The sequence below is a fragment of the Microbacterium sp. NPDC064978 genome, assembly GCF_044543605.1.
Taxonomy (GTDB): Bacteria; Actinomycetota; Actinomycetes; order Actinomycetales; family Microbacteriaceae; genus Microbacterium; species Microbacterium meiriae.
On the sequence record NZ_JBITWF010000003.1, the window covers coordinates 64,805 to 86,030 of the forward strand.

26 protein-coding genes and 1 tRNA gene are annotated in these 21,226 nt (G+C 71.3%); 14 read left to right on the top strand and 13 right to left on the bottom strand.

The genetic code is table 11. The features are described from left to right. Nucleotide 1 precedes the first annotated feature (1 nt). From ACIGJI_RS10245 to ACIGJI_RS10255, 3 genes are all read left to right on the top strand, one after another. Nucleotides 2–457 (top strand): MarR family winged helix-turn-helix transcriptional regulator, encoded by a 456-nt coding sequence (locus ACIGJI_RS10245; RefSeq protein ID WP_187662372.1) that lies wholly within the window; start codon nt 2–4, stop codon nt 455–457. Nucleotides 458–509: 52 nt separating this feature from the next. Beyond that, nucleotides 510–977, top strand: coding sequence for a MarR family winged helix-turn-helix transcriptional regulator (locus ACIGJI_RS10250; RefSeq protein ID WP_187662371.1), 468 nt, complete (start codon nt 510–512; stop codon nt 975–977). Nucleotides 978–1,039: 62 nt separating this feature from the next. After that, on the top strand, nt 1,040–2,128 hold the full coding sequence (locus tag ACIGJI_RS10255; protein ID WP_363446615.1) for an alkene reductase: 1,089 nt from the start codon (nt 1,040–1,042) through the stop codon (nt 2,126–2,128). A gap of 16 nt (nt 2,129–2,144) precedes the next feature. Here ACIGJI_RS10255 and ACIGJI_RS10260 read toward each other — a convergent pair whose 3' ends face one another. Further along, complete coding sequence (locus ACIGJI_RS10260; RefSeq protein ID WP_363446617.1) at nt 2,145–2,930, bottom strand: DNA/RNA non-specific endonuclease; 786 nt, start codon at nt 2,928–2,930, stop codon at nt 2,145–2,147. 126 nt (nt 2,931–3,056) lie between these two features. Here ACIGJI_RS10260 and ACIGJI_RS10265 point away from each other — a divergent pair, with 126 nt between their 5' ends. Continuing rightward, nucleotides 3,057–4,454, top strand: a complete 1,398-nt coding sequence (locus tag ACIGJI_RS10265; RefSeq protein ID WP_363446619.1) for a DUF1254 domain-containing protein — start codon at nt 3,057–3,059, stop codon at nt 4,452–4,454. Nucleotides 4,455–4,489: 35 nt separating this feature from the next. On the opposite strand, the gene ACIGJI_RS10270 is transcribed toward ACIGJI_RS10265, so the two are convergent. After that, nucleotides 4,490–5,179 carry a DedA family protein gene (locus tag ACIGJI_RS10270; RefSeq protein WP_187662367.1) on the bottom strand — a complete coding sequence of 230 codons (690 nt, stop codon included), beginning with the start codon at nt 5,177–5,179 and terminating at the stop codon, nt 4,490–4,492. Nucleotides 5,180–5,383: 204 nt separating this feature from the next. Between ACIGJI_RS10270 and ACIGJI_RS10275 the strand changes: the two genes are divergently transcribed. From ACIGJI_RS10275 to ACIGJI_RS10295, 5 genes are all read left to right on the top strand, one after another. Further along, nucleotides 5,384–5,533 carry a hypothetical protein gene (locus ACIGJI_RS10275; RefSeq protein WP_187662366.1) on the top strand — a complete coding sequence of 50 codons (150 nt, stop codon included), beginning with the start codon at nt 5,384–5,386 and terminating at the stop codon, nt 5,531–5,533. Between the two features lie 49 nt (nt 5,534–5,582). Continuing rightward, a complete protein-coding gene (locus ACIGJI_RS10280) occupies nt 5,583–6,938 on the top strand; it encodes an aminotransferase class I/II-fold pyridoxal phosphate-dependent enzyme (protein ID WP_363446621.1) in 1,356 nt (451 codons plus the stop codon). Next, a complete protein-coding gene (locus ACIGJI_RS10285) occupies nt 6,935–8,173 on the top strand; it encodes an aminotransferase class I/II-fold pyridoxal phosphate-dependent enzyme (protein WP_363446623.1) in 1,239 nt (412 codons plus the stop codon). The genes ACIGJI_RS10280 and ACIGJI_RS10285 overlap by 4 nt, the downstream gene beginning before the upstream one ends. A 13-nt stretch (nt 8,174–8,186) precedes the next feature. Further along, nucleotides 8,187–8,257 (top strand) — tRNA-Cys (locus ACIGJI_RS10290). Nucleotides 8,258–8,301: 44 nt separating this feature from the next. Next, complete coding sequence (locus ACIGJI_RS10295; RefSeq protein WP_363446624.1) at nt 8,302–9,414, top strand: DegT/DnrJ/EryC1/StrS family aminotransferase; 1,113 nt, start codon at nt 8,302–8,304, stop codon at nt 9,412–9,414. Between the two features lie 2 nt (nt 9,415–9,416). Here the strand turns inward: ACIGJI_RS10295 and ACIGJI_RS10300 are convergent, their stop codons facing one another. Beyond that, a complete protein-coding gene (locus tag ACIGJI_RS10300) occupies nt 9,417–10,268 on the bottom strand; it encodes an AraC family transcriptional regulator (protein WP_363446625.1) in 852 nt (283 codons plus the stop codon). Nucleotides 10,269–10,392: 124 nt separating this feature from the next. On the opposite strand from ACIGJI_RS10300, the gene ACIGJI_RS10305 reads away from it, so the two are divergent. Beyond that, nucleotides 10,393–10,938 (top strand): peroxidase-related enzyme, encoded by a 546-nt coding sequence (locus tag ACIGJI_RS10305; protein WP_363446626.1) that lies wholly within the window; start codon nt 10,393–10,395, stop codon nt 10,936–10,938. A 59-nt stretch (nt 10,939–10,997) separates the two neighbouring features. Here the strand turns inward: ACIGJI_RS10305 and ACIGJI_RS10310 are convergent, their stop codons facing one another. Further along, entirely contained in the window at nt 10,998–11,711 is a 714-nt protein-coding gene (locus ACIGJI_RS10310; protein WP_363446627.1) for a glutamine amidotransferase, read from the bottom strand. A 26-nt stretch (nt 11,712–11,737) separates the two neighbouring features. Here ACIGJI_RS10310 and ACIGJI_RS10315 point away from each other — a divergent pair, with 26 nt between their 5' ends. Next, nucleotides 11,738–12,418, top strand: a complete 681-nt coding sequence (locus tag ACIGJI_RS10315) for an HAD-IA family hydrolase (protein WP_363446628.1) — start codon at nt 11,738–11,740, stop codon at nt 12,416–12,418. On the opposite strand, the gene gabT is transcribed toward ACIGJI_RS10315, so the two are convergent. Then, nucleotides 12,402–13,745, bottom strand: a complete 1,344-nt coding sequence (gabT, locus tag ACIGJI_RS10320; protein ID WP_363446629.1) for a 4-aminobutyrate--2-oxoglutarate transaminase — start codon at nt 13,743–13,745, stop codon at nt 12,402–12,404. The genes ACIGJI_RS10315 and gabT overlap by 17 nt on opposite strands. Nucleotides 13,746–13,818: 73 nt before the next feature. Here gabT and ACIGJI_RS10325 point away from each other — a divergent pair, with 73 nt between their 5' ends. After that, nucleotides 13,819–14,598: a YggS family pyridoxal phosphate-dependent enzyme gene (locus ACIGJI_RS10325; RefSeq protein WP_363446631.1), complete on the top strand. Its 780-nt coding sequence runs from the start codon at nt 13,819–13,821 to the stop codon at nt 14,596–14,598. 7 nt (nt 14,599–14,605) lie between these two features. Here ACIGJI_RS10325 and ACIGJI_RS10330 read toward each other — a convergent pair whose 3' ends face one another. The 6 genes from ACIGJI_RS10330 to ACIGJI_RS10355 form a co-directional block, all read right to left on the bottom strand. Beyond that, the gene (locus ACIGJI_RS10330) at nt 14,606–14,812 is read right to left on the bottom strand and encodes a CDGSH iron-sulfur domain-containing protein (RefSeq protein WP_187662356.1); all 207 of its coding nucleotides are present in this window, start codon (nt 14,810–14,812) and stop codon (nt 14,606–14,608) included. Further along, nucleotides 14,809–15,855 (bottom strand): iron-containing redox enzyme family protein, encoded by a 1,047-nt coding sequence (locus ACIGJI_RS10335; protein ID WP_363446633.1) that lies wholly within the window; start codon nt 15,853–15,855, stop codon nt 14,809–14,811. The genes ACIGJI_RS10330 and ACIGJI_RS10335 overlap by 4 nt, the downstream gene beginning before the upstream one ends. Before the next feature lie 108 nt (nt 15,856–15,963). Beyond that, nucleotides 15,964–16,833, bottom strand: a complete 870-nt coding sequence (locus tag ACIGJI_RS10340) for an endo alpha-1,4 polygalactosaminidase (protein ID WP_396667027.1) — start codon at nt 16,831–16,833, stop codon at nt 15,964–15,966. Then, nucleotides 16,830–18,236, bottom strand: coding sequence for an MFS transporter (locus ACIGJI_RS10345; protein WP_363446637.1), 1,407 nt, complete (start codon nt 18,234–18,236; stop codon nt 16,830–16,832). Before ACIGJI_RS10345 ends, ACIGJI_RS10340 begins: the two co-directional genes overlap by 4 nt. 39 nt (nt 18,237–18,275) lie before the next feature. Continuing rightward, complete coding sequence (locus ACIGJI_RS10350; RefSeq protein WP_187662352.1) at nt 18,276–19,352, bottom strand: YbdK family carboxylate-amine ligase; 1,077 nt, start codon at nt 19,350–19,352, stop codon at nt 18,276–18,278. Nucleotides 19,353–19,357: 5 nt separating this feature from the next. Then, a complete protein-coding gene (locus ACIGJI_RS10355; RefSeq protein WP_187662351.1) occupies nt 19,358–19,624 on the bottom strand; it encodes a Rho termination factor N-terminal domain-containing protein in 267 nt (88 codons plus the stop codon). Nucleotides 19,625–19,745: 121 nt separating this feature from the next. Between ACIGJI_RS10355 and ACIGJI_RS10360 the strand changes: the two genes are divergently transcribed. Further along, a complete protein-coding gene (locus tag ACIGJI_RS10360; protein WP_164498167.1) occupies nt 19,746–19,910 on the top strand; it encodes a hypothetical protein in 165 nt (54 codons plus the stop codon). 69 nt (nt 19,911–19,979) lie between these two features. On the opposite strand, the gene ACIGJI_RS10365 is transcribed toward ACIGJI_RS10360, so the two are convergent. Beyond that, a complete protein-coding gene (locus ACIGJI_RS10365; RefSeq protein ID WP_101848342.1) occupies nt 19,980–20,186 on the bottom strand; it encodes a CsbD family protein in 207 nt (68 codons plus the stop codon). Nucleotides 20,187–20,401: 215 nt separating this feature from the next. Here ACIGJI_RS10365 and ACIGJI_RS10370 point away from each other — a divergent pair, with 215 nt between their 5' ends. After that, a complete protein-coding gene (locus ACIGJI_RS10370) occupies nt 20,402–20,779 on the top strand; it encodes a hypothetical protein (RefSeq protein WP_231729507.1) in 378 nt (125 codons plus the stop codon). 21 nt (nt 20,780–20,800) lie between these two features. Here the strand turns inward: ACIGJI_RS10370 and ACIGJI_RS10375 are convergent, their stop codons facing one another. Continuing rightward, nucleotides 20,801–21,148, bottom strand: coding sequence for a hypothetical protein (locus tag ACIGJI_RS10375; protein WP_268776623.1), 348 nt, complete (start codon nt 21,146–21,148; stop codon nt 20,801–20,803). Nucleotides 21,149–21,226: the final 78 nt, after the last annotated feature.

Genomic DNA, 21,226 nt, shown 5'->3' on the forward strand with positions numbered 1-21,226 from the left:
CATGAGCGCGTCCGAGGCGGTCGGCACCCCCGACGTCGATACCGCCCTCAGCGACCTCCAGGCGCATCTCAACCTCATCTTCGCGCGGACCCGGTCGCTGTGGAAGGAATCGGCGTCCCGGGTCCACCCGGAGCTGCAGGTGGCGGGGTACAAGCTGCTCACCTTCATCGACCGGGCGGGCTCGGCCAGCGCGCACGAGCTCGCCGAGCGCTTCGAGATGGACAAGTCCGTCGTCAGCCGCCAGGTGCGGATGCTGGAGGAGCTCGGGCTGATCGCCTCGGTGCCGGATGAGCGCGACGGCCGGCTCCGGGTGCTCACCGCGACACCGGCCGCGTGCACTGCGCTCACCGATGTCCGCCGGGAGTACGGCAGCCGACTCCGCGCTGTCATCGATGAGCTCACGCCCGCGGAGATCGACGCCGCATCCAAGGTGTTCCGGCTCCTCGCCGAGGTCTGAGCACAGCCCCGCGACCGCATCCGGTCGCGGGGCTTCGCCGTACACTGGCGATATGAGCGCCCCGTCCGACGAACCCGCCGACGGCGCTCCGATCGACGACCTCGACCAGGCGGTCGCCCGCGTCGAGCACGAGCTCGGCCGGCTGTTCGCCCGCATCCGCGTCGGGTGGCGCGAGGCCGCGGTCACCGTGCATCCGGATCTCCAGCCGCTGGGCTACCAGGTGCTGACCTCGATCCTCGCCGGACGGGCGACCTCGGCGGGAGCACTCATCGAGCGCCTGCAGACGGACAAGTCCGCGGTGAGCCGGCAGGTGCGTCAGCTCGAGCAGCTCGGGCTCGTCGAGAGCATCCCCGATCCCGAGGACGGTCGCGCCCGGGTGCTGGTGGCGACCCCGCTGGCCGAGGAGCGCGTGGCTCTCGCCCGCTCCCGGTATGAGGGGCGCATCGGCGAGCGCCTGCGCGGCTGGACCGCCGCCGACCTCGACCACTTCGCGAACCTCGTCGCCGATCTGGGCGGTTGATACACCGGAATACGTCATCGATTCACGGGAATACAGTGGCGGTCGGACGCCTTGGCCCCACTGTGACTCTCTACGACTCCGCCGACTTCGGCTCGCTGCACCTGTCCAACCGCGTCGTCATGGCGCCGCTCACCCGCACCCGTGCGGACGCGGAGGGCGTGCCGACCGCGATCATCGAGGAGTACTACCGCCAGCGGGCCGGGCAGGGACTCATCATCTCGGAGGGGGTCTGGCCGGTCCTCGAAGGCAAGTCGTACCCTGGGCAGCCGGGCATCGTGACCCCCGCGCAGATCGATGGATGGCGCCGCGTGGCCGACGCCGTGCACGCCGAGGGCGGCACCATCGTCATGCAGCTCATGCACGGCGGCCGTGTGGGCCATCCGGACATCTCCGGCGAGCCCCGCGTCGTCGCGCCGAGTGCTCTGGCGGCCCCCGGGCAGACGCGGACCCTCAAGGGCAAGGCCGATCTGCCCGTCGCGCATGCCCTCACCCTGGACGAGATCCCCGTGGTCGTCGAGCAGTTCGTCCAGGCCGCGCGTAACGCGATCGCGGCCGGCTTCGACGGCGTCGAGGTGCACGGTGCCAACGGCTACCTCGTCCACGAGTTCCTGTCCCCGGTGTCCAACGTCCGCGACGACCGGTACGGCGGCTCGCCGGAGAACCGTGCGCGCTTCGCGGTCGAGGTGACCACGGCGGTCGCAGCAGCCGTGGGTGCCGACCGCACCGGAATCCGCCTCTCACCGGCCCACGGCATCCAGGGCGTCATCGAGGACGACCCCGCCGACGTGCTCGCGACCTACACCGCGCTGGCCGAGGGACTTGCGCCGCTGCGTCTGGCCTTCGTCGACGTGCTGCACGCCGAGCCGGCCGGAGAGCTCGTGCAGGCCATCCGCCGAGCGGCGGGCGCTCCGTTCATCGTCAACACCGGCTTCGGCGTCGAGACCACCCGAGCCGCGGCCGAGGAACTGGTCGCGGAGGACTGGGCCGACGCGGTCGCGGCCGGGCGTCCCGTCATCGCCAACCCCGACCTCGTGGAGCGGTGGCGGACCGGGGCCGAGCTGAACGAGCCCCGCCCCGAGCTGTTCTACGGCTCGACTGCCGAGGGGTACATCGACTACCCGTCGCTCGAGGGCGTGCGCGCCGGCGAGTGATGCGGGGTGCCCGCTGTCACAGGACGATGTCGTCGGCGGTGTGCAGCGGGCGCCATGCCGTCTCGCGGAGTCCGCGCCGGGGGAGCACATCGGCGTCGGGAAGGGGGCCGAGGTCGACCCCGGTGAGGGCTGTCACCTCGGCGACCGGTACCTGGAACGTGCGGAAGGCGCCGAGGCTCGCGACGGCGAAGGCACCCTCCCGCGTGTCCACGAGCTCGGTCTGGTCGAGGATGAATGCGGCGGCCGCGAGTCGGTCCTCGGAGCGCCACGCCACGATCTTCCAGTACCGCAGGGGCACGCGGATGCCGCGGTACGGCGGGTCGGCGTCCGCGAGCACCGGGGCCGTGAACGCCGATAGGCGCTGCGCCGTCGCCTCTGCATAGGCCAGCACGTGGTCCTCCAGCCCGAGCCAGAGGTCCTTCGACTGGTTGAAGGCGGCCGCCTGCGGGGCCGCGTTGGGGTAGGTGAAGGTGGCTTCCGCGGCGGCGCGGGCCTCGTCGAGCTCCCCCCATCCCGGGTCGCGGCGACGGACGAGGTGTCCGCGGTCGAGGTCGTTCCGGGCGTAGACGGCGGGCCCCGCCTGTTCCTCCGCGGGCACCCGGGGGTCGAGGCGCCACTCACCCGTGCGCGGGAGATCCCGCAGGCGGGCGCCGTCTATGGTCACGGCCGTCACCGCGGCGAGGCGCCGTTCCGGATCGAGCAGCACCGTGAACCGGGGCGCAGGGAGCGCGCGCACCGGCATCGGGGGCGCGGGCAGCGGCAGCGGGATGCCGAGGAACGCGGGGTCGTAGCCGTCCGTCATGCCTCCATCGTGCCCCGATCCGCCGACATCGCACCCCTTCCGCGGGCAGGTCCGCCCCGCTACTGTCGGGGTTCAGGCGGAGCCGATTCGCGCAGTACGGGAGCGCGCTGACAGAGGGGGACGGATATGACCGGAGCGAGCGGACTCGACGGGGTACGGAAGGACGGCGAGCTGCCGGCGCGGGAGTCGATCCCCGCGATCTTCGACGAGGTGGACTTCCAGTTCGCCTGCCAGGCCTACCTCTGGGCTCTTCCGCTCGTCTCCTACGCGCAGTGGAAGTCGCAGCACGAGGAGGTCTTCGGTGCGACGAGCAGTGATCTCGTCCGATACCTGACGTATCGCGACCGCCTCGGCCTCATCACGGCGAATGCCACGACGCCGTACATCCTGAACTTCTTCGACCTCGCCGAGACCGGAGCGCTGGTCATCGACCTGCCCCCGGGGCACACGGCCGGCGGCGTCTCCGACTTCTGGCAGCGGGAGGTCGGGGCGATGGGGGAGATGGGGCCGGACCAGGGGCGCGGCGGCAAGTACGTGATCGTCGCGCCCGGGGCGACCGTCCCCGCAGACATCACGGCCGAGTTCCGGATCCTGCAGTCCTCCGGGGTCAACATCATGTTCGGCTTCCGCACGCTCGACCCTGATCCGGAGCGCGCCGATGCCCTCGTGCGCGCCGTACGGATCTACCCGTACCGCGATCGGGAGGACCCCGCACCGACGCGCATCATCTCTCCGGACGGTCGGCCGTGGAGCGGCGATCAGCCGCGCGGCATGGACTACTGGCGTCTTCTGCACCGCATCTACCAGTCGGAGGTCGTCGACGAACGCGATCGCTTCTATCTCGCGATGCTGCGGCAGCTCGGCATCCGCGTCGGGGAGCCCTTCGCGCCGGACGACCGTCTCACCCGCATCCTGGAGCGCGGCGCCGAAGCGGGTGAGCTGATGGCGCAGGCGAACACGTTCGCGAAGCGCTTCGCGCAGGGGAGCTACTGGCCCGACCGTGTGTGGGAGCAGGCGATCGTCCTGGACAACTCCGCGCAGCGGGGCGACGGCTATGACGAGCTCCTCGAGAGGGCCTTATGGTTCTACGAGGCCGTCAGCTTCTCGGAGGCGATGAAGAGCACCACACCCGGTGTCGGGCAGGCCTACCTCGGTGCCTACACCGATGCCGACGGAGAGTGGCTCGACGGTGCCCGCACCTATCGCCTGCACGTGCCGGCGGACGTGCCGGCGAAGCTGTTCTGGTCTGCGACGGTGTACGACTCCGACACCCGCTGCCTCATCGACAACGAGCAGCAGCGCGGCGACCGCGGGTCGCGCGATGAGGACCTCCGATACAACGAGGACGGCTCCGTCGATCTGTGGTTCGGCCCGGAGCCGCCGACGGAGGGGCGCTCGAACTGGGTGCAGACGATTCCGGGGCGGCACTGGTTCAGCTACTTCCGTTTCTACGGGCCGCTGCAGCCGTACTTCGATCGGGCCTGGAAGCTCGGCGACATCGTCGCGGCCGACGCCGCCGGCTGACACCTCGTGACACGAAGCCGCGCGGGGGAGGGGCCTCAGGCCTGCCCGTTGTCCTCTGCCCGCCGTGCCGCGGCCTCGCGCATGCGGCGGCGGATGCGCAGCGCGATGAACACCAGAAGCAGCAGGATGAGCACGCCGACGACCACATCGGAGATCACGCCGCTCCACTGCTCGAGGATCGGCCGGATGGCAGGGCCGAAGGCGAAGCCCAGGCCGATCCAGATGCCGTTCCAGACCGCCGAGCCGACCAGCGTGTACAGCGTGAACTTCCACAGCGCCATGCGCTCGATGCCGGCCGGGATCGAGATGAACGAGCGCACGAGGGGCACGCAGCGACCGAACAGCACGGCGCCGCCGCCCCAGCGCGCGAAGAACGCCTCGGCCTTGTCGAAGTCGTCGTGGTCGAGAAGGGGGATGCGTCCGACGATGCGCCGCGTGCGGTCCCGGCCCACGGCGGCGCCGAGCGCATACCAGATCCATGCGCCGACGAGTCCGCCGATGGTGGCCGCGGCCCAGGCGCCCCAGGCGTTCATCCGCCCGTCATAGGCGAGGAATCCCGCCGCCGGGAGGATCGCCTCCGAGGGGATCGGCGGGACGAACGTCTCGATGAGCACGGCGAGGCCGACGCCGACCTCGCCCAGGGTCTCGATCAGGCTGAGCACCCAGCCGATGAATCCGTCGTAGCCGGGGGCGGAAGCGGCGAGGGGGAGAGTGCCGGGGGTCATCGTGTCCTCTGTCGGGGGATCGCGGTGATCGTGCGGGATGCGGGAGGAGATCCGTGGGGACCGACCGCTCCTGAACGGTAACCGGTGTACCTGGGCTCCGCCTGCGTGCATCGGGAGCCGGGCCACCGGAGGCGGCGTTGTCAAGGTGCTCGCTCCGGCAGCGCGGCGGGCCGATCATGGAGTCCCATCAACCGAGGAGGCATCATGACCGATCCGCGACAGGACGAGACGACCGGATTCCACGGCGAGCCCCCGACCGCGAACAACGGGGAGGGCGACGCGCCCGAGGTCGACGTGACCGACCTGGAGCCTGAGGAGATCGAGGACGGCGTGGAGGTCGACGACCGCCCCTGATCCCCGGGGAGATTTTGACATAGGTCAAAATCTCCCCTACCGTCGAGTCATGGCAGCGGCGGAGAGCAGAGACGACGAGACCGACGGGATCAGCGGCGTCACCGCCGCGGAGATCTCGGAGAGCGTGCGCGACCTCGTCGAACGGGGGACGCTCGTCGCCGGAGACCGCTTGCCGCCGGTCCGCACGCTGGCCGAGCGGCTCGGCGTCAATCGCAACACCGTGCTCGCCGCCTACCGCGCACTCGTCACCGCCCGCATCGCGACCACCGGCGGGCGCACAGGGACGACCGTGCTCGGACCCGCCGCCACGCCGGACGAGGGCTTCACGCCCGGAACCGCGCTCCGCGACATCGCCAACGGCAACCCTCAGGCGGCCCTCCTTCCCGACCTCGCCGCCGCTCTCGCAGCCGTGCACCCGAGCCCCGTCCTCTACGGCGAGTCGGTGATCGATGCCGGTCTCGCCGAGTGGGCGACCCGATGGATCGCGGAGGACCAGCCTCGCCCCTTCCGTCTTTCGGTCACCGCCGGGGCGGTCGACGCGGTGGAGCGCCTGCTCGCTCAGACGCTCGTGCACGGCGACCGGGTGGGTCTCGAGGATCCGTGCTTCCTCTCGAGCATCCAGACCGCGCGTCTGGCGGGGTACACGCCCGTCGCGATACCCGTCGACGACGAGGGCATGACCGTGGAGGGCGTGCGTGACGCTCTGGAGAGCGGTGTGCGCGCGATCGTCTGCACGCCCCGCGCGCACAACCCCACCGGGGTCAGCATCAGTCCCGCGCGTGCCGCGGCGCTGCGCGAGGTGCTCGCTCCGCACCCCCACGTCCTGGTGATCGAGGACGACCACTTCTCGCTGCTCGCCCCGACTCCGTACGCCACCGTCATCGGACCGGGCCACGAACGGTGGGCTCTCGTGCGGTCGGTGTCCAAGTTCCTCGGACCCGACATGCGGCTGGCCCTCACCGCGTCCGACCCCGTCACCGCCGAGCGCCTCGCCCTCCGGCTCAGCCCCGGCACGATGTGGGTGAGCCACGTCATGCAGCAGCTCGCCGCGACCATGCTCCGTGACGAAGACGTGCACCGGCTCATCGCGGAGGCGGGGGCCCGATACGCCGCGCGCAACAGGTCCTTCGCCGCGCTCGTCTCCGCCCGTGGATCGGCCGTCACCGCGGAGAGCGGTCTGAATGCGTGGGTCGATGTCCGCGAGGAGGCCGCGGTCGTCGCCGAGCGGCTCGCGCACCGCGGATGGCTCGTTCGACCGGGGTCCGAGTTCGCGCTGGAGGACGGCTCGACCGGCGGCCACCATCTGCGTCTGACGGTGCACGACCTCGACGACGCCGACCTGCGACGACTGGCCGACGACATCGCCGCCGCTTCCGGTCCGGCCGAGGCCGAGGGGGACGAATGACGGCCAGGGCCCCGTTCCGGATCGGCCGATCATCGCGCCTGGACGGCGTGCTCTACGACCTGCGGGGTCCGGTGGCCGAGCGTGCGGCCGAGTTGGAAGCCCGCGGCGAGCAGATCCTCCGCCTGAACATCGGCAACCCGGCCCCGTTCGGTTTCGAGGCGCCGCCGGTCATCGTGGACGCCCTGCGCGAGGCTCTTCCGCACGCCCATGGGTACTCGGAATCACCGGGCCTTCCGGAGACGAGGGAGGCGATCCGCGTGCACTACTCGCGCCGGGCCGGGTTCCCGTCCCTCGGGATCGAGGCGGTGACCGTCGGCAACGGCGTGTCCGAGCTGGTGGGTCTCACGTTGCAGGCGCTGCTGGAGCCGGGCGACGAGGTCCTCATCCCGAGTCCCGACTATCCGCTGTGGACCGCATCGACTGTCCTCGCCGGGGGTGAGCCCGTGCACTACCGCTGCGCGGAGGAGGCCGGGTGGCTCCCGGATCTCGAGGCCATGGCGGCGGCGATCGGCCCACGGACCGTGGCCATCGTCATCATCAACCCGAACAACCCCACCGGCGCGGTCTACCCGCGGGAGACCCTGGAGGGCGTGGCGGAGCTCGCCCGTCGCCAAGGTCTGCTGCTGCTGTCGGACGAGATCTACGACCGTGTCGTGTACCCCGGATTCACGCACGTCTCCACGGCGCAGGTCGCCCCCGACGTGCCCTGCGTCACCTTCGCCGGCCTGTCGAAGACGCACCGCGTCGCCGGGTATCGGGCCGCCTGGGCGTTGACGACCGGGTTCGCTGCCGATGACCCCTTCCTCTCCGGTCTGCGGCTGCTCGCCTCGATGCGGATGTGCGCGTCCGTGCCGGCACAGCACGCGATCACGGCGGCCCTGGAGCACGACGCATCGCTCGACGCGCTCGTCTCGGCCGAGGGGCGGCTGACAATGCAGCGCGACGCCGCCACGGCCGCGCTCCGAGCGATCCCCGGCGTCGACGTGCAGGAGGCGGGTGGCGGGCTCTACCTCTTCCCGCGCCTCGACCCTGAGGTGTTCGGCATCCGTGACGACGAGCGTCTGGTGCTCGACTTCCTCGACGCGGAGCACATCCTGCTGGTGCACGGCCGCGCCTTCAACGGCGCCGACACCGATCACGTGCGCCTCGCCTTCCTGCCCGAGACCGACACGCTGATCGATGCGGTGCAGCGCTTCGGCCGCTTCCTGCAGGGGTACTCGCCGCCGGGCGCGTGAGGACATCTGACCCGGTGGAGTGACCGAGTGGCCAGGTCGCGGTCCGCAAGACCGTGCACGCAGGTTCGATTCCTGCCTCCACCTCCGATCCGGCTCGCGCCGAGCCGTTCCCGACGAAGGACATACCCATGCAGAAGGACTTCATCCCGGCCGCCGCGCCGCTCATCGGCGACGACGAGGTGGCAGCCGTCGAACGCGTGCTCCGCAGCGGCATGCTCGCCCAGGGCCCCGAGGTGGCGGCGTTCGAGCGCGAGTTCGCGATGCACTTCGTGGGAGGCCGCACCACCGTCGCGGTGAACTCCGGGACGAGCGGTCAGCTCCTGGGCCTGCTCGCCTCCGGTGTCGGCCAGGGCGACGAGGTGATCGTGCCGTCCTTCACCTTCGCGGCGGTCGCGAACTCCGTGGTCCTGGCCGGCGCGACGCCGGTGTTCGTCGACATCGAGCCGAGGCACTTCACGCTGGATCCGGCGCGGGTCCGTGCCGCCGTCACCGCCCGCACGAAAGGCATCATGCCGGTGCACCTGTACGGGCATCCGTTCCTCGTGGACGACATCGAGGAGGTCGCCGAGGACCATGGCCTGGACATCTACGAGGACGCCGCGCAGGCCCACGGCGCCGCCTGGCGAGGGCGGCCGGCCGGGACCATCGGCAGGTTCGGCATGTTCAGCCTCTACCCGACGAAGAACATGACGGCGATCGAGGGCGGCATGGTCTCGTGCGTCGATGAGCAGGTCGCGCGCCGGGTCCGACTGCTGCGCAACCAGGGTATGGAGACCCAGTACGCGAACGAGGTCGTCGGCTACAACAACCGGATGAGCGAGGTGCACGCCGCGGTCGGTCGGGTGCAGCTCGGGCGGGTCGCCGCCTGGACCCGCCAGCGCCAGGAGAACGCCGCATTCCTCGACGCCGCGCTCGCCGGCATCGACGGGCTCACCGTGCCTGCGGTCGCGGAGGGCGCCGAGCACGTCTACCACCAGTACACGGTGCGGGTCGCCGCGGGGGAGCGCGACCGGGTGCGCGACGCACTCCGCGACGAACACGGGGTGGGCTCCGGCGTCTACTACCCGATCCCGAACCACCGGCTGCCCTCGCTGGCGCGCTTCGCGCCGGCCGACGAGCTTCCGGAGACCGAACGGGCGGCGCAGGAGGTGCTCTCCCTCCCCGTGCACCCTTCGCTCACGGCCGGCGACCTCGACCGGATCGTGACCGGGGTCGCTGCCGTGATGTCAGCCGGCGGCTGAGCTCAGGCGGCGAGGCCGAGCCAGGCCCGCGGAGAGCGACCGAGCCGCTGGGCGAACGCGCGGGAGAAGGCGGAGGCGCTCGCATAGCCGAGGTCGGCGGCCACAGCGCTCACGGACATCCCCGCACGGAGCTGTTCCTGGGCGATCGTGAGACGCCACTCGGTGAGGTAGTCGCCCGGCGCTCGGCCCACGACCTCCTTGAAGCGCGCCGCGAAGGCGCTGCGCGACATCGCGGCGGTCCGCGCGAGAGTGTCGAGCGTCCACGGCTCGCCGGGGGCCTCATGCATCGCCACGAGGGCGGGTGCGAGGCGTTCGTCCGCAAGGCCGGGCAGCAGCCCCGGCGGGAGGGTGAGATCGCCGGAGTGGTCGAGCATCCAGCGCAGGAGCTGGATGAGCACGACCTCGAACATCCGGTCTGCCAGCAGCGGACGACCGCAGCGCACGTTGTCGACCTCGGCGAACAGGAGGTCCAGCGCGGGGGCGAGGGTGGACACCTCGTCGAGCGGCAGGACGATCACCGGGGGGAGGGTGCGGACGAGCGGGTGCGTGGCTCCGCCGTCGAAGTCGATCGTCGCGCAGGCGAAGTCGGATTCATCGGTCGGGGCGCTGAGGAAGGTGTGGTCGACGGGGCGGGGGAAGAACAGCAGGCTCGGGCGGGTGATCGTCTCGCGCTCGATGCCGCCGTCCGGGCGCTGGTGCGTCACCTCCATCTCGCCGCGACGCAGCACGTGGAGGAAGCCGTGGCCCGCACTCGCGGCGAAGACCGTGGTCCCGCACAGGGGTCCGGTGTGGAACAGGCGGCTGCGCACCCGGAAGCGGTCGAGCAGCGGGGTGAGGCGGTCCAGCGGTGGCATGCTTCCATTCTTCTGGACGATATGTCACGAACGCAAGACCAGATGATGCGTATCGTACTGCGCGGCGAGCAAGACTGAAGGGGAAGCCGAATCCGGCCCGTCCCGACACACAAAGGAGCACCCCATGCCCAACGTCCCTCTCGTCGACCGTGAGACCGCCACCGGCCCCGTCAAGGAGCAGCTGGAGCAGATCGGCTCCGTCTTCGGCGCCGTCCCCGCCATGTTCCGCGCGGTCGCGAACTCGCCCGCCGCGCTCACCAGCATGTGGAGCGCCTTCGGCGCCTACGGTGGGGGCACGCTCGGCGCGGCCCTCGGTGAGCAGATCGCGGTCGCGGTCGCGAACCGCAACTCCTGCGGCTACTGCCTCGCGGCGCACACCGCGCTCGGCAAGAAGGCGGGCCTCACGACCGAGGCGCTCGCCGAGGCCCAGGCCGGCAACTCCGACGACCGCCGTACGGCCGCTCTGCTGGCCTTCGCGCTCAAGCTCGTCGAGGAGCGGGGTCAGGTGACCTCGGCCGACGTCGACGCTCTCCGCGCGCACGGCTGGAACGACGAGCAGATCGTCGAGACCATCGGCCAGGTCGCGCTGAACCTCTTCACGAACTACGTGAACATCGCGCTCGACGTGCCGATCGACTTCCCGACGGTGCCGCTGCGTCGCGCCGCCTGAGGTCGAGGGGAGCAGAGGCCGGATTCGCTGGGGGTCCGGCCTCTTCCCCTGCCCGCCTGCTACGCCTCGACCTCGTCGAGCCAGTCGCTCAGCACACGGATGGCGAGGGCCTCGAGCCGCGGGCCGTGCCGCTGCGCCTGCTCCCGGATCGTCCGCGGGTCGATGCCGTGGTGATGGAGCTCGTGCGCGTGACCGATGAGCCAGCGCTCGATGACGCGGTGGTCGGCTTCCAGGTGGAACTGGAGTCCGAGCGTGCGCGCGACGGCGAAGGCCTGATGGGGGAAGCCGGGCGTGTGCGCCAGGGAGTGCGCCCCGGCGGGGATCGCGAACTCGTCGCCGTGCCAGTGCAGCACGGGCTCGCCGTCGAGAGGGGCGAGGACGGACTCCCGGCCCTCGGGGGTGAGTGCGAGTGGGCCGTAGCCGATCTCGACGGCCCCGGTCGGGCGTACCTCTGCGCCCAGAGCCTCGGCCAGGAGCTGGGCGCCGAGACAGACGCCGAGCGTGGCGCCGCCCGTGGCGAGCCGGGTCGCGAGAGCCGCCTTCGAGGAGTGCAGGAAGGGATACCGATCCTCGTCGTACACGCCGATCGGTCCGCCGAGGACGAGGAGCAGGTCTGTGTCCGCGACGGCGTCCGGGTCGATCGCGTCGATGCCGGCGTCGAGCAGTGTGGTCTCGTAGCCGCGCGCCGCCAGCAGCGGGGCCATGATCCCGAGGTCTTCGAAGGGGACGTGGCGGACGGCGATCGCCGTCCGGGGCGTGCGGGACGCGGACATGCACTCTCCTCGGATAGATTTGACCTATGCCAAAACTAGCACACGAGGTTCGAGGTGCCGAGGTGATCGTGCGCGCCGCGGGGGTCCTGTTCGACTGCGACGGCGTGCTGGTGGATTCCGTCCCCTCGGCGGCGATCGCGTGGGACGCCTGGGCGCTCCGGCACGCCCCGGGATTCGACTTCCTGCGGGACGCGCCTCATGGCATGCGGCCGAGTGAGGTGGTCGCGGCGATCGTGGGGCCGGAACGGGCGGCCGAGGCGACGGCCGACCTCCTCGCTCGGGAGCTCGCCGTCGCCCCGGCGACGACCGGGATCCCCGGCGCCGCTGCCCTGCTCGCGGCGCTGCCCCCCGAGGTGTGGGCGGTCGCGACGAGCAGCAACCGAGCTGTCGCGGCCGCCCGGATGGGTGGAGCGGGCATCCCGGCGCCCGCGGTGCTCGTCGCCTCCGAAGACGTGGACAGAGGCAAGCCGGCGCCCGACCCGTACCTCCGCGCCGCACGGCTCCTCGGGCGGGACCCGGGGGAGTGCGTGGTCTTCGAGGACTCGGCGCCGGGGGTCAGCGCGGCGCGAGCGGCCGGTGCCGGCCTCGTGGTCGGGGTGGGCGCAGGCTCCGGGGCGGCTGACCCCGACCTGGTCGTGCACGACCTCGCCCGCGTGCGGTGGAGCGGGGAGGCGCTGTGCCTCCGCGTGCTCAGCGGAGCGCGCTGAGGGCCTCGTCGATCACGTCCACGGCGACGTCGAGCTGCTCGTCGGTCGTGGTCAGAGTGGGGAGGAAGCGGATCACGTTGCCGTCGCTGCCGGCAGTGAGGAGCAGGATGCCGCGCTGGGCGGCGAACTCCGCGATCATGGAGGCGGCCCCGGCCAGCGGTCGCGTCGTCCCGGGGGTGCTCAGCTCGAAGGCCTGCATGGCGCCGACCCCGCGCACGTCGCCGATGACCGCATGGCGAGTGCGCAGACCCTCGAGTCGGGCGGACAGGTGGGCGCCGATCCGACGGGCGTCGGCGAAGAAGGTCCCGTGCTCGAGCTCGTCGAACACTGCGAGGGCGGCGGCGATCGAGACCGGGTTGCCGCCGAATGTGCCGCCGAGGCCGCCAGGGTCGGGCGCGTCCATGATCTCGGCGCGGCCGGTCACCCCGGCCAGGGGCAGCCCGCCGGCGATGCCCTTCGCCGTGAGCACGAGGTCCGGCACGAGGTCGAAGTGCGTGCTCGCGAACCACGTCCCGGTGCGCCCGAGGCCCGTCTGGATCTCATCGGCGATGAACACCACGCCATTCTCCGTGCACCACTCCTGCAGGGCGGGGAGGTAGCCCGCGGCCGGGACGACGAAGCCGGCCTCGCCCTGGATGGGCTCGGCGATGACGGCCGCGAGGTCGTGGACGCCGATCCGCTGTTCGAGATGGGCGATCGTGCGCGCGGCGGCTTCCTCGCCGTCGAGGCCGTCGCGGTAGGGGTACGAGTTGGGGAGGCGGTGGACATCGGGCGCGAACGGACCGAACCCGGTGCCGTACGGCGCCGCCTTGTGGTTCATCGCGAGTGCGAGGTTGGTGCGCCCGTGGAAGGCATGGTCCAGGGCGGCGACGGCGCGCCGTCCCGTGTGCCTCCGGGCGATCTTGACCGCGTTCTCGACGGCTTCGGCGCCGGAGTTCGCGAAGGCCGTGCGGGTCTCGTGGGTGCCGGGGACCTTTTCCGCGAGCAGTTCGGCGAGGCGCACGTAGCCCTCGTAGGGGGTGACGGTGAAGAGCGTGTGCGTGACCCGGTCGAGCTGCTCCGCCGCGGCGGTGACGGCTGCGAGATTGGTGTGGCCGATGGTCGTCACGCCGATCCCGCTGCCGAGGTCGAGGAAGCGGTTGCCGTCGACGTCGGTGACCCAGGGGCCGTCGGCGTGCTCGATGTAGACGGGGAGCACGCTGCCGACGCCGCGCGGGACGACCCGCTGCCGGCGCTCGTGCAGCGCCCGGCTCTGCGGCCCTGGCACCTCGGTGCGCAGGCGCGGGGTCGACAGGGCGGTGTCGGAGAACAGGCCGGGTGCGGACATGGACGGGCTCCTTCGTGAAAGGGGCGTCGGCGGGTACGCGACGTGGTGTCGAAGCTATGTTAGATTTTGACCTATGTCAAAGATCGAGCGTGTGAGGGAGAGCGCCGAGCGCTACCCGACGGCCTTCACCGCCGCGGACTTCCGCGCCAACGTCGCCGACGTCCGCGCCCGCATCGACGCCGCCGCGGAGCGCGCAGGACGCGACCCCGGTGAGGTGCACCTGCTCCCGGTGAGCAAGACGGTGCCGACCGATCGGGTGCGGGTGGCCATCGACGCCGGGCTGCGCCGACTCGGCGAGAACAAGGTGCAGGAAGCCGTGCGCAAGCACCGGGAGACGGCCGACCTGGACGTGGACTGGGTGGTCATCGGCCACCTGCAGACGAACAAGGCCAGGGACGTCGCCTCCTTCGCCGCCGAGTTCCAGGCGCTCGACCGGCTGCGGGTCGCCGAGGCTCTCGACCGGCGCCTGCAGGCCGCGGGGCGCAGCCTCGACGTGTACGTGCAGGTGAACACCTCGGCCGAGGACTCGAAGTTCGGGATGCCGCCGGAGGAGCTTCTCGACTTCCTGAAGGCGTTGCCCTCGTACGGTGCTCTCCGTGTGCGCGGCCTGATGACGCTGGCGCTGCTCACACCGGACGATGCCCGGGTGCGGGACTGCTTCGCGCTGCTGCGGACCCTCCGTGACAGAGCACGTGAGGAGAACCCCGAACTCATCGGCGACGGCGCCCTGTCGATGGGTATGTCCGGGGATTACGAGATCGCGGTCGAGGAGGGCGCGACGTGCGTGCGGGTCGGGCAGGCGATCTTCGGTGCGCGCGCCATCCCGGACAGTCACTACTGGCCGGAGGGCTGACGCCCGCTCAGTCCTCGGTGCGGAAACCGGCCGCCTTGTGTGTGCCGTCGCAGAACGGCTTGAGCGCGGAGAGCCCGCAGCGGCACAGCGCCACGGTCCGCCGACGCGGGTCGATCACCGTGCCGTCGCTCGCGTGCAACTCGATCTCTCCGCGCACCAGGAGGGGGCCGTCCGGGTACGCCGTGACGGTGACCGGCTCGTCCCGGGCGGTCATGCCGTCGTCCTCTCCCGCAGCGCCGAGCGGCCCTCGGTCCACGCGTCGAGGGTGTGCGCACCCGCCCAGCCGTCGACCGTGAGGCACGCGGCCGCGCCGAACAGGATGTCTGCGAGCAGCTCCGGACGGTCCTCGGCGAGGCTGCCCGCGAGGTCACGGGCGGCGATCTGCTCGTGCACCGCGTCGGCCTCCACGTGCTCCTCGAAGTACGCGGCGACATCGTCGGCGAACCCCAGCCGGTGCAGGCCGTCGGCGTAGAAGCGGCACGGGATCGACGAGGTCATCTCGTAGGCGGCGAGGTGACCCACGATCGCGCCCACGAGGCGGCGGTTGAGGCCGAACAGGCTCATCATGTTGTGCGAGGCGAGCGTGATCGCGGGGGCGTCGTCGACGTAGGCGCCGTATGTGTCGTCGAGTCCGGCGGCGCGAAGGGCGCGGGCGTAGAGCTCCGCGTGCACCCGCTGCGGTCGGCCGCCGCCGTACTCGTCCGACTGGATCTCCACCAGCGCTGCCTTGGGGCGGCCGGTCAGCCGTGGGATCGCCCAGGAGTGCGGATCGGCCTCCCGCAGCGTGTACACGGAGCGGAGGATCAGCGACTCCTCGGCCTGCTCGCGGGTGGCCTTCCTGGCGATGTGCCGCGACAGGCTGGGGCCCGTATCGGCAGCGGCGAGGGCGAACAGGGCACGCCCCACGGCGTCGACTGTCGGCTCCGGAAGCTCGGGCACGGGCACGGTCTCGCGCAGTGCGGCCTCGAAGGCGTCCTCGAGGATCCGGCGCGCGGTGACCACCCCGGCCTCCCACTCCAGCGCCGCATCGAGCTGCGGCAGCGAGCCGTACGAGGACGCATAGAGGACGAAGAGGGCGAGCTGGATGTCGTCGTCCCGGACCACATCGCTGCTCCCAGCGACGGCTGTGGTGGCGAGGTCGGGCAGGGCGGCGGCGTCCTCGCCGCGACCGGTGAGGACGTCGAGCACGGCGCCCGACAGAGGACCGCGCGGCGAGAAGGCGACGGCGGTGTCGGGGTCGAGGGTGGAAACGGTCATGAGGAGGGGCTCCCATCGAGTCGATCACCGATATCCTCGTCCGCGCGAACGGGGGCCGCCAGGGACTTGACGCCGAGGCGCTCGGCAGGCAAGCGCCTCCGTCGATCGTCAGGGGCACCCGGCGAAGACGTACTCCTCGTCGTCCGGCGTGACGAGGTCGCGATCGCGGAGCACGAGGGATGCCGGGGCGTCCGGGTCGGCGCACAGCTCCGCGAACGACCGCGGGAGCTGGTCGGTGTACTCGATGTCGATCACGTGCGGCCCGTAGACCGCGGTGTATGCGCCGCACTCGGCGTACGCGGCGCACTCCTCCGTCACGGCGAAGTCGAAGCCCGCGCGCTCCTTCAGGGCCTCCGCATCCTCGGCAGCGTTCTTCTGTCCGGCGGCGAGCCCGACGCCGTGCGCCGCGTCGACGAGGAGCTCTGCGAGCGCGAGGTTGTGGTCCAGAGTCAGGAGGCCGAGCGAGCGTGAGAAGGAGTCGAGGTTGTCGAACTCGACCGCCTGGAAGCCGGAGTCCGCGCAGCCCTCGATCCAGGGGATCACGATCTCCGCGATGCGGGACCGCTGCGCTGCGCTGCCGGTATCCAGAAGGGCCTCGTCGGGCCAGTCCGGGTCGAAGACCACATCGTCACCGTCATGCAGGAGGAGGTCGTCGGGCCACTCGGCGAGCTCGCCCGGCTGGGTCTGGAATCCGTTGACGTAGCAGACGGAGTAGAGTCCCGCGACCGGCTCCGCGCTGCGGTCTCGCCCGACGATGCCCACACCCTCGGCCGGATCATACGCGCCGCCGAGCTGGTAATCCGGAAGGGCTCCGGCCGGAGGAAGCACGACGCCGGCCGATGACCCCGTTCCCTCCGCAGGGAGGGCGGTCGGGGCGGCGCAGCCGGCGAGAGCGAGGATCCCCATCGCGACGCACGCCGCCAGCGTCAGGGACACGCGTGCCGTTCTTCGACCGCGTCGAGAGCGCGGCGCGGTCATCGCGGCTGAGGCGTCGGCTGCGCGGGGGCGTCGACCGGCGGCGCCGCCGCCTCCGAGGGGTTCCGGCGGATGCCGATCCACGACACGACGCCGCCGAGCACGAGGAGCGCCGCGGTGACCCAGGCGGCGTTGTGGAACCCGTTGAGGTCGAGGGAGCCGCCGACGATGGTCGACAGCATCGCGACGACCAGCAGCCCCGCGACGCGGGAGACGGCGTTGTTCACGGCGGAGGCGATGCCGGAGTGGTTCTCGTCGATGGCCCCGAGGATCGCGGCCGTCAGTGGGGCGACGGTGAGCGACAGGCCCAGCCCCATCACGATCATGGCCGGGAGCACCTGCGCCCAGTAGTCGAAGGCGGTGTTCACGGTCAGCAGCATCAGCGCTCCGACGGCCATGATCAGCGGCCCGACGGTCATGAAGATGCGCGGGCCCCAGCGCCCCGCCCACCCGCCGGCGCGGGAGCTCAGCAGGATCATCAGGATCGTCATCGGCAGGCTCGCGAGTCCCGCCGCCGTCGCGCTGAGTCCCGCCCCCTGCTGGAGGTAGACGCCGACGACGAAGCCGTTGAGCGAGAGCGCGGCGTAGACGAAGAGCGTGGCGAGGTTGCCCCACCCGAAGTCGCGCACCCGGAACAGCCAGAGCGGCATGAGCGGCGTGGCCGAGCGGCCCTGCCGCCACAGGAAGACGGCGAAGAGCGCGGCCCCGACCACGGCGGGGATCCAGATCGCGGGGGAGGCCCACCCGAGGTTCGGCTGCTCGATGAGGGCGAACACGATGGCGCCCAGGCCCAGCGCGCACAGTGCTCCGCTCCACCAGTCCACCCGGACGCCCCGAGGGTGCTCCGGCAGGTGCAGGCGGGCGAGCAGCACCAGCGTCACTCCGATGGGGAGGACGTTGATGAGGAACACGAAGCGCCAGGAGAGGAAGTCGACGAAGAGCCCGCCGAGGAGGGGGCCGACCAGTTGGGCCGCCGTGGTGAAGGCGGTCCAGACGCCGATGGCCCTCGCCTGCAGGTCGCCGCGCATGGTCGCGGTGATGAGGGCGAGGGAGCTCGGGACGAGGAGGGCGCCGGCCGCTCCCTGCGCTCCGCGGGCCACGATGAGCATGAGCGGATCGATGGCTGCGGCGACCGCGACCGACGCGATGCCGAAGGCGATGAGCCCGATCCGCATCACCAGGACCCGGCCGTAGGCGTCGGACAGGGACCCGGCGAGCAGGATCAGCGCGCTGAGGGTGATGAGGTACGCGTCGACCACCCACTGCTGCGTGGTGATCCCGCCGCCCAGCTCTTCACTGATGGCGGGAAGCGCGACGTTCACCACCGTTCCGTCGAGGAACGTGACGAACGAGGCCAGCACGGCGATCGCGATGACGAGCCGCTGGAGCGGGGCGAAGGATGACACAGGCCGACCCTACTCCCGGGGTCGGACGCGAGGGGCCGGTCAGTCAGCCGATGTCCCGGTACCTTCCGCCAGCAGCCGTCGGAGTGCGGGGAGGCCGTCCCGTCCGTGCGCCGCGCGCTGCCGCGCCGCGCCGGTGCCGTCCGCCCGCATCCGGGCGAGTCCCGCTCGCACGGTGTCCGCATCGCCCTGCTCGTCCAGCACCGGGCCGATGTCGTCGAGCAGGTGCTCGGCCACGGTCCAGGCCGGGGCGACCTCGCCCGTGAGCGGATCCAGGATGCGGGCCGTCATCCCCGCTCTCGACGCCATCCAGATCGACGCGTCGATCGTCTCCGTCTCGTCGGCGACGATCCGCTGCGCGGACGACAGGGCGATGCCGCGGGTCAGCAGCGCGGAGAGAACGGCGTCCTCCGCGGTGAGCTGCGTGTCCGCGACGCGCGCCTCGACCGTCGGGTAGCGCTCGGACAGGCGCACCGCCCAGGAGAGGGAGGTCGCCTCCCCGATGGTCCCGAGATCGAGGAGCTGGTCCACGCGCGTGCGGTAGTCGTCGACATCGGCGAACCGGGGCGGGCACCACGACGAGGGGAGTCGGCGGATGAGCATGCTCCGCCAGCTGGCGAAGCCGGTGTCGATGCCGTTGCCGAACGGACTGTTCGTGCTGAGGGCGAGCAGCAGGGGCAGCCACGCGCGGAGTCGATTCAGCGCACGGACCCGCTCCTCCTCGTCCGGGACCTCGACGTGCACGTGCAGCCCGTTCACCTCGTGTTCGCGGGTGAGGTGCGCCAGGCGCCGGGCGACGTCGTCGTAGTGCGCCGACGGCGAGAGCCGGGGAGAGCGGAGAGTGGTGAACGGCGAGCCGGTCGGCGCCGCGATCGCGCGCCGCGCGCGGGCCTCCGCGCCGATGGCAGCCCGCAGCGTCGTCAGTTGCTGCAGGGCCTCGGCTCCGGTCCGCACCGGATCGGTGAGGGCCTCGAGCTGCGAGGCCAGGTACTCGGTGGTCACGCGTCCGGCGGCGACCTCGCCGCCGATGCGCTCCAGGATGTCACCGCTGAGGGCGACGGGGACGAGCGAATCCTCATCGAGCAGGAGGAACTCCTCCTCGATCCCGAAGCGCGTCATCCGGGTCAGTGGTTTCGCAGTTCGGAGATGAGCTCGGCCTTGCGCTTGCCGCTGTAGCCCGTGAGGCCCAGTTCCTTCGCGCGCTTCCGCAGCTCGGGGACGGTCCAGTCCTCGTAGTCACCGTGCTCCCCGCCGCGCCGGCCGACCGAGCTGCGGCCGTCTCGTGCGGCGGCGTTCGAGATGCGGGCGGCCTTCTCCTTCGAGGCGCCGTCGTCGCGGAGCTCCTCGTACAGTTCCGGATCCTTCAGGGAATTGTTGCGTCGTCCTGGCATTGCTCTGCTCCTTCGCGCATCGGGAGGGTCGAAGTCAACCCCCTCCAGGGAGGGTGTGGTTCGGGTCTAGCGTGGTGTCACCGCAGTCGGGCGCCCGCGCCCCCAGAGAAGGGAAAGACCGATGAACATCCTCCTGATCATCGTCATCGTCATCGCCGTGATCCTCGCGATCACCGGAGGACTGGTGCAGTCGCTCCAGTTCCTGCTGTGGGTCGGTCTGGTGCTCCTGGCCATCGCCGTGATCGCCTGGCTGATCCGAGCGATCACCGGCAGCCGCAAGGTCTGACCCGAGTGCGGAGGGGGAGGCTCGCCATCGGCGAGCCTCCCCCTCTTCATGGGTTCAGCGGGTGGGGGATCAGCGGTTGAACGCGTCCTTGACGCTGTCGCCGGCCTTGCCCGCGGCGTCCTTGACGTTCTCGCCGGCCTGCTTCGCGTCGGCCTTCACCTGATCCGCCTGGCCTTCGGCCTCGAGCTTCTCGTTGTCGGTCAGCTTGCCGAAGCCTTCCTTGGCCTTGCCACCCAGCTTCTCGGCGGAGTTCTTCATGTCATCTGCGCCACTCATAAGAGGCTCCTCTCCTTGACGGATCGATTGCTCTTCGAGCCTCCCACCGGCCCTCCGCACCGTCCACGGGATTGACATTCGCGCAGCGGCGTGTCAGCGTCCCGCGACCATCGACTCCCGTCCGCGCAGGGGTTAGCCTGGCGCCAGGCGGGTGTCCTGCCCGTCGTCCTCGACGAAGGGAGCGGTGTGCGATGGACGCGATGATGATGGGTGCCATGTCCAAGAACATGGAGTCGATGCCGGACATGGCGATGATGGACATGTCGGTGCTGCAGGCCTGCATGGATGCCTGCGCCGCCTGCGAGCAGGCCTGCACCGTGTGCGCGACCCAGGAGATGGACTGCGCTCCGGCCTGCATGAACTGCGCGGACATGTGTCACACGATGATGCGGTCGATGCTCCGCATGCAGGGGATGACGCCGGCCACGATGATGGCGATGCTGGACGCCTGCATCGCGATGTGCCAGATGTGCATGGACGAGTGCATGCAGCACGCCGATCACAGCGACGTCTGCCGGCTCTGCGCTCAGGCGTGTCAGGCCTGCATGAACGCTTGCATGGCGGTCCGCGACATGATGATGGCGAGCGCCTGACCCGAGGGGATCAGGGCATCGTCACACGACGGCGACGTTGAAGCGGGTGCGCCCGACGGCGAGGACGGCGTAGTCGAGGTGGAGGGCGACCGGGCTGCCGATCGCGGCCTCCAGCGCGGCGCCGGAGCCGTTCCACAGCGTATGCGTGGTGCCGTCGAGCGTGCGGACGACGAGGTCTCCGGCGACCGGATCCGCCGCGATCACGAACGCGTCCGCCCACCCTGCCGGAGTCGCCGCCGCGAGGCGCTCCTGGATCAGGTGCAGGGCGTGGCCGGGTGCCGACGACGAGCAGCGGCCGCCGTTCCCGCACATGCACGTCGCACGCTCACGCACCTCGAGGGGCGGACGGCGGTGCAGCGGCGTGGACACGGGGACTCCTTCGGATCGGCGTCCCGCCAGAGTACGTCGACCGGGTCGGGATCCCGCAGCGCCCCCGACACGCGACGA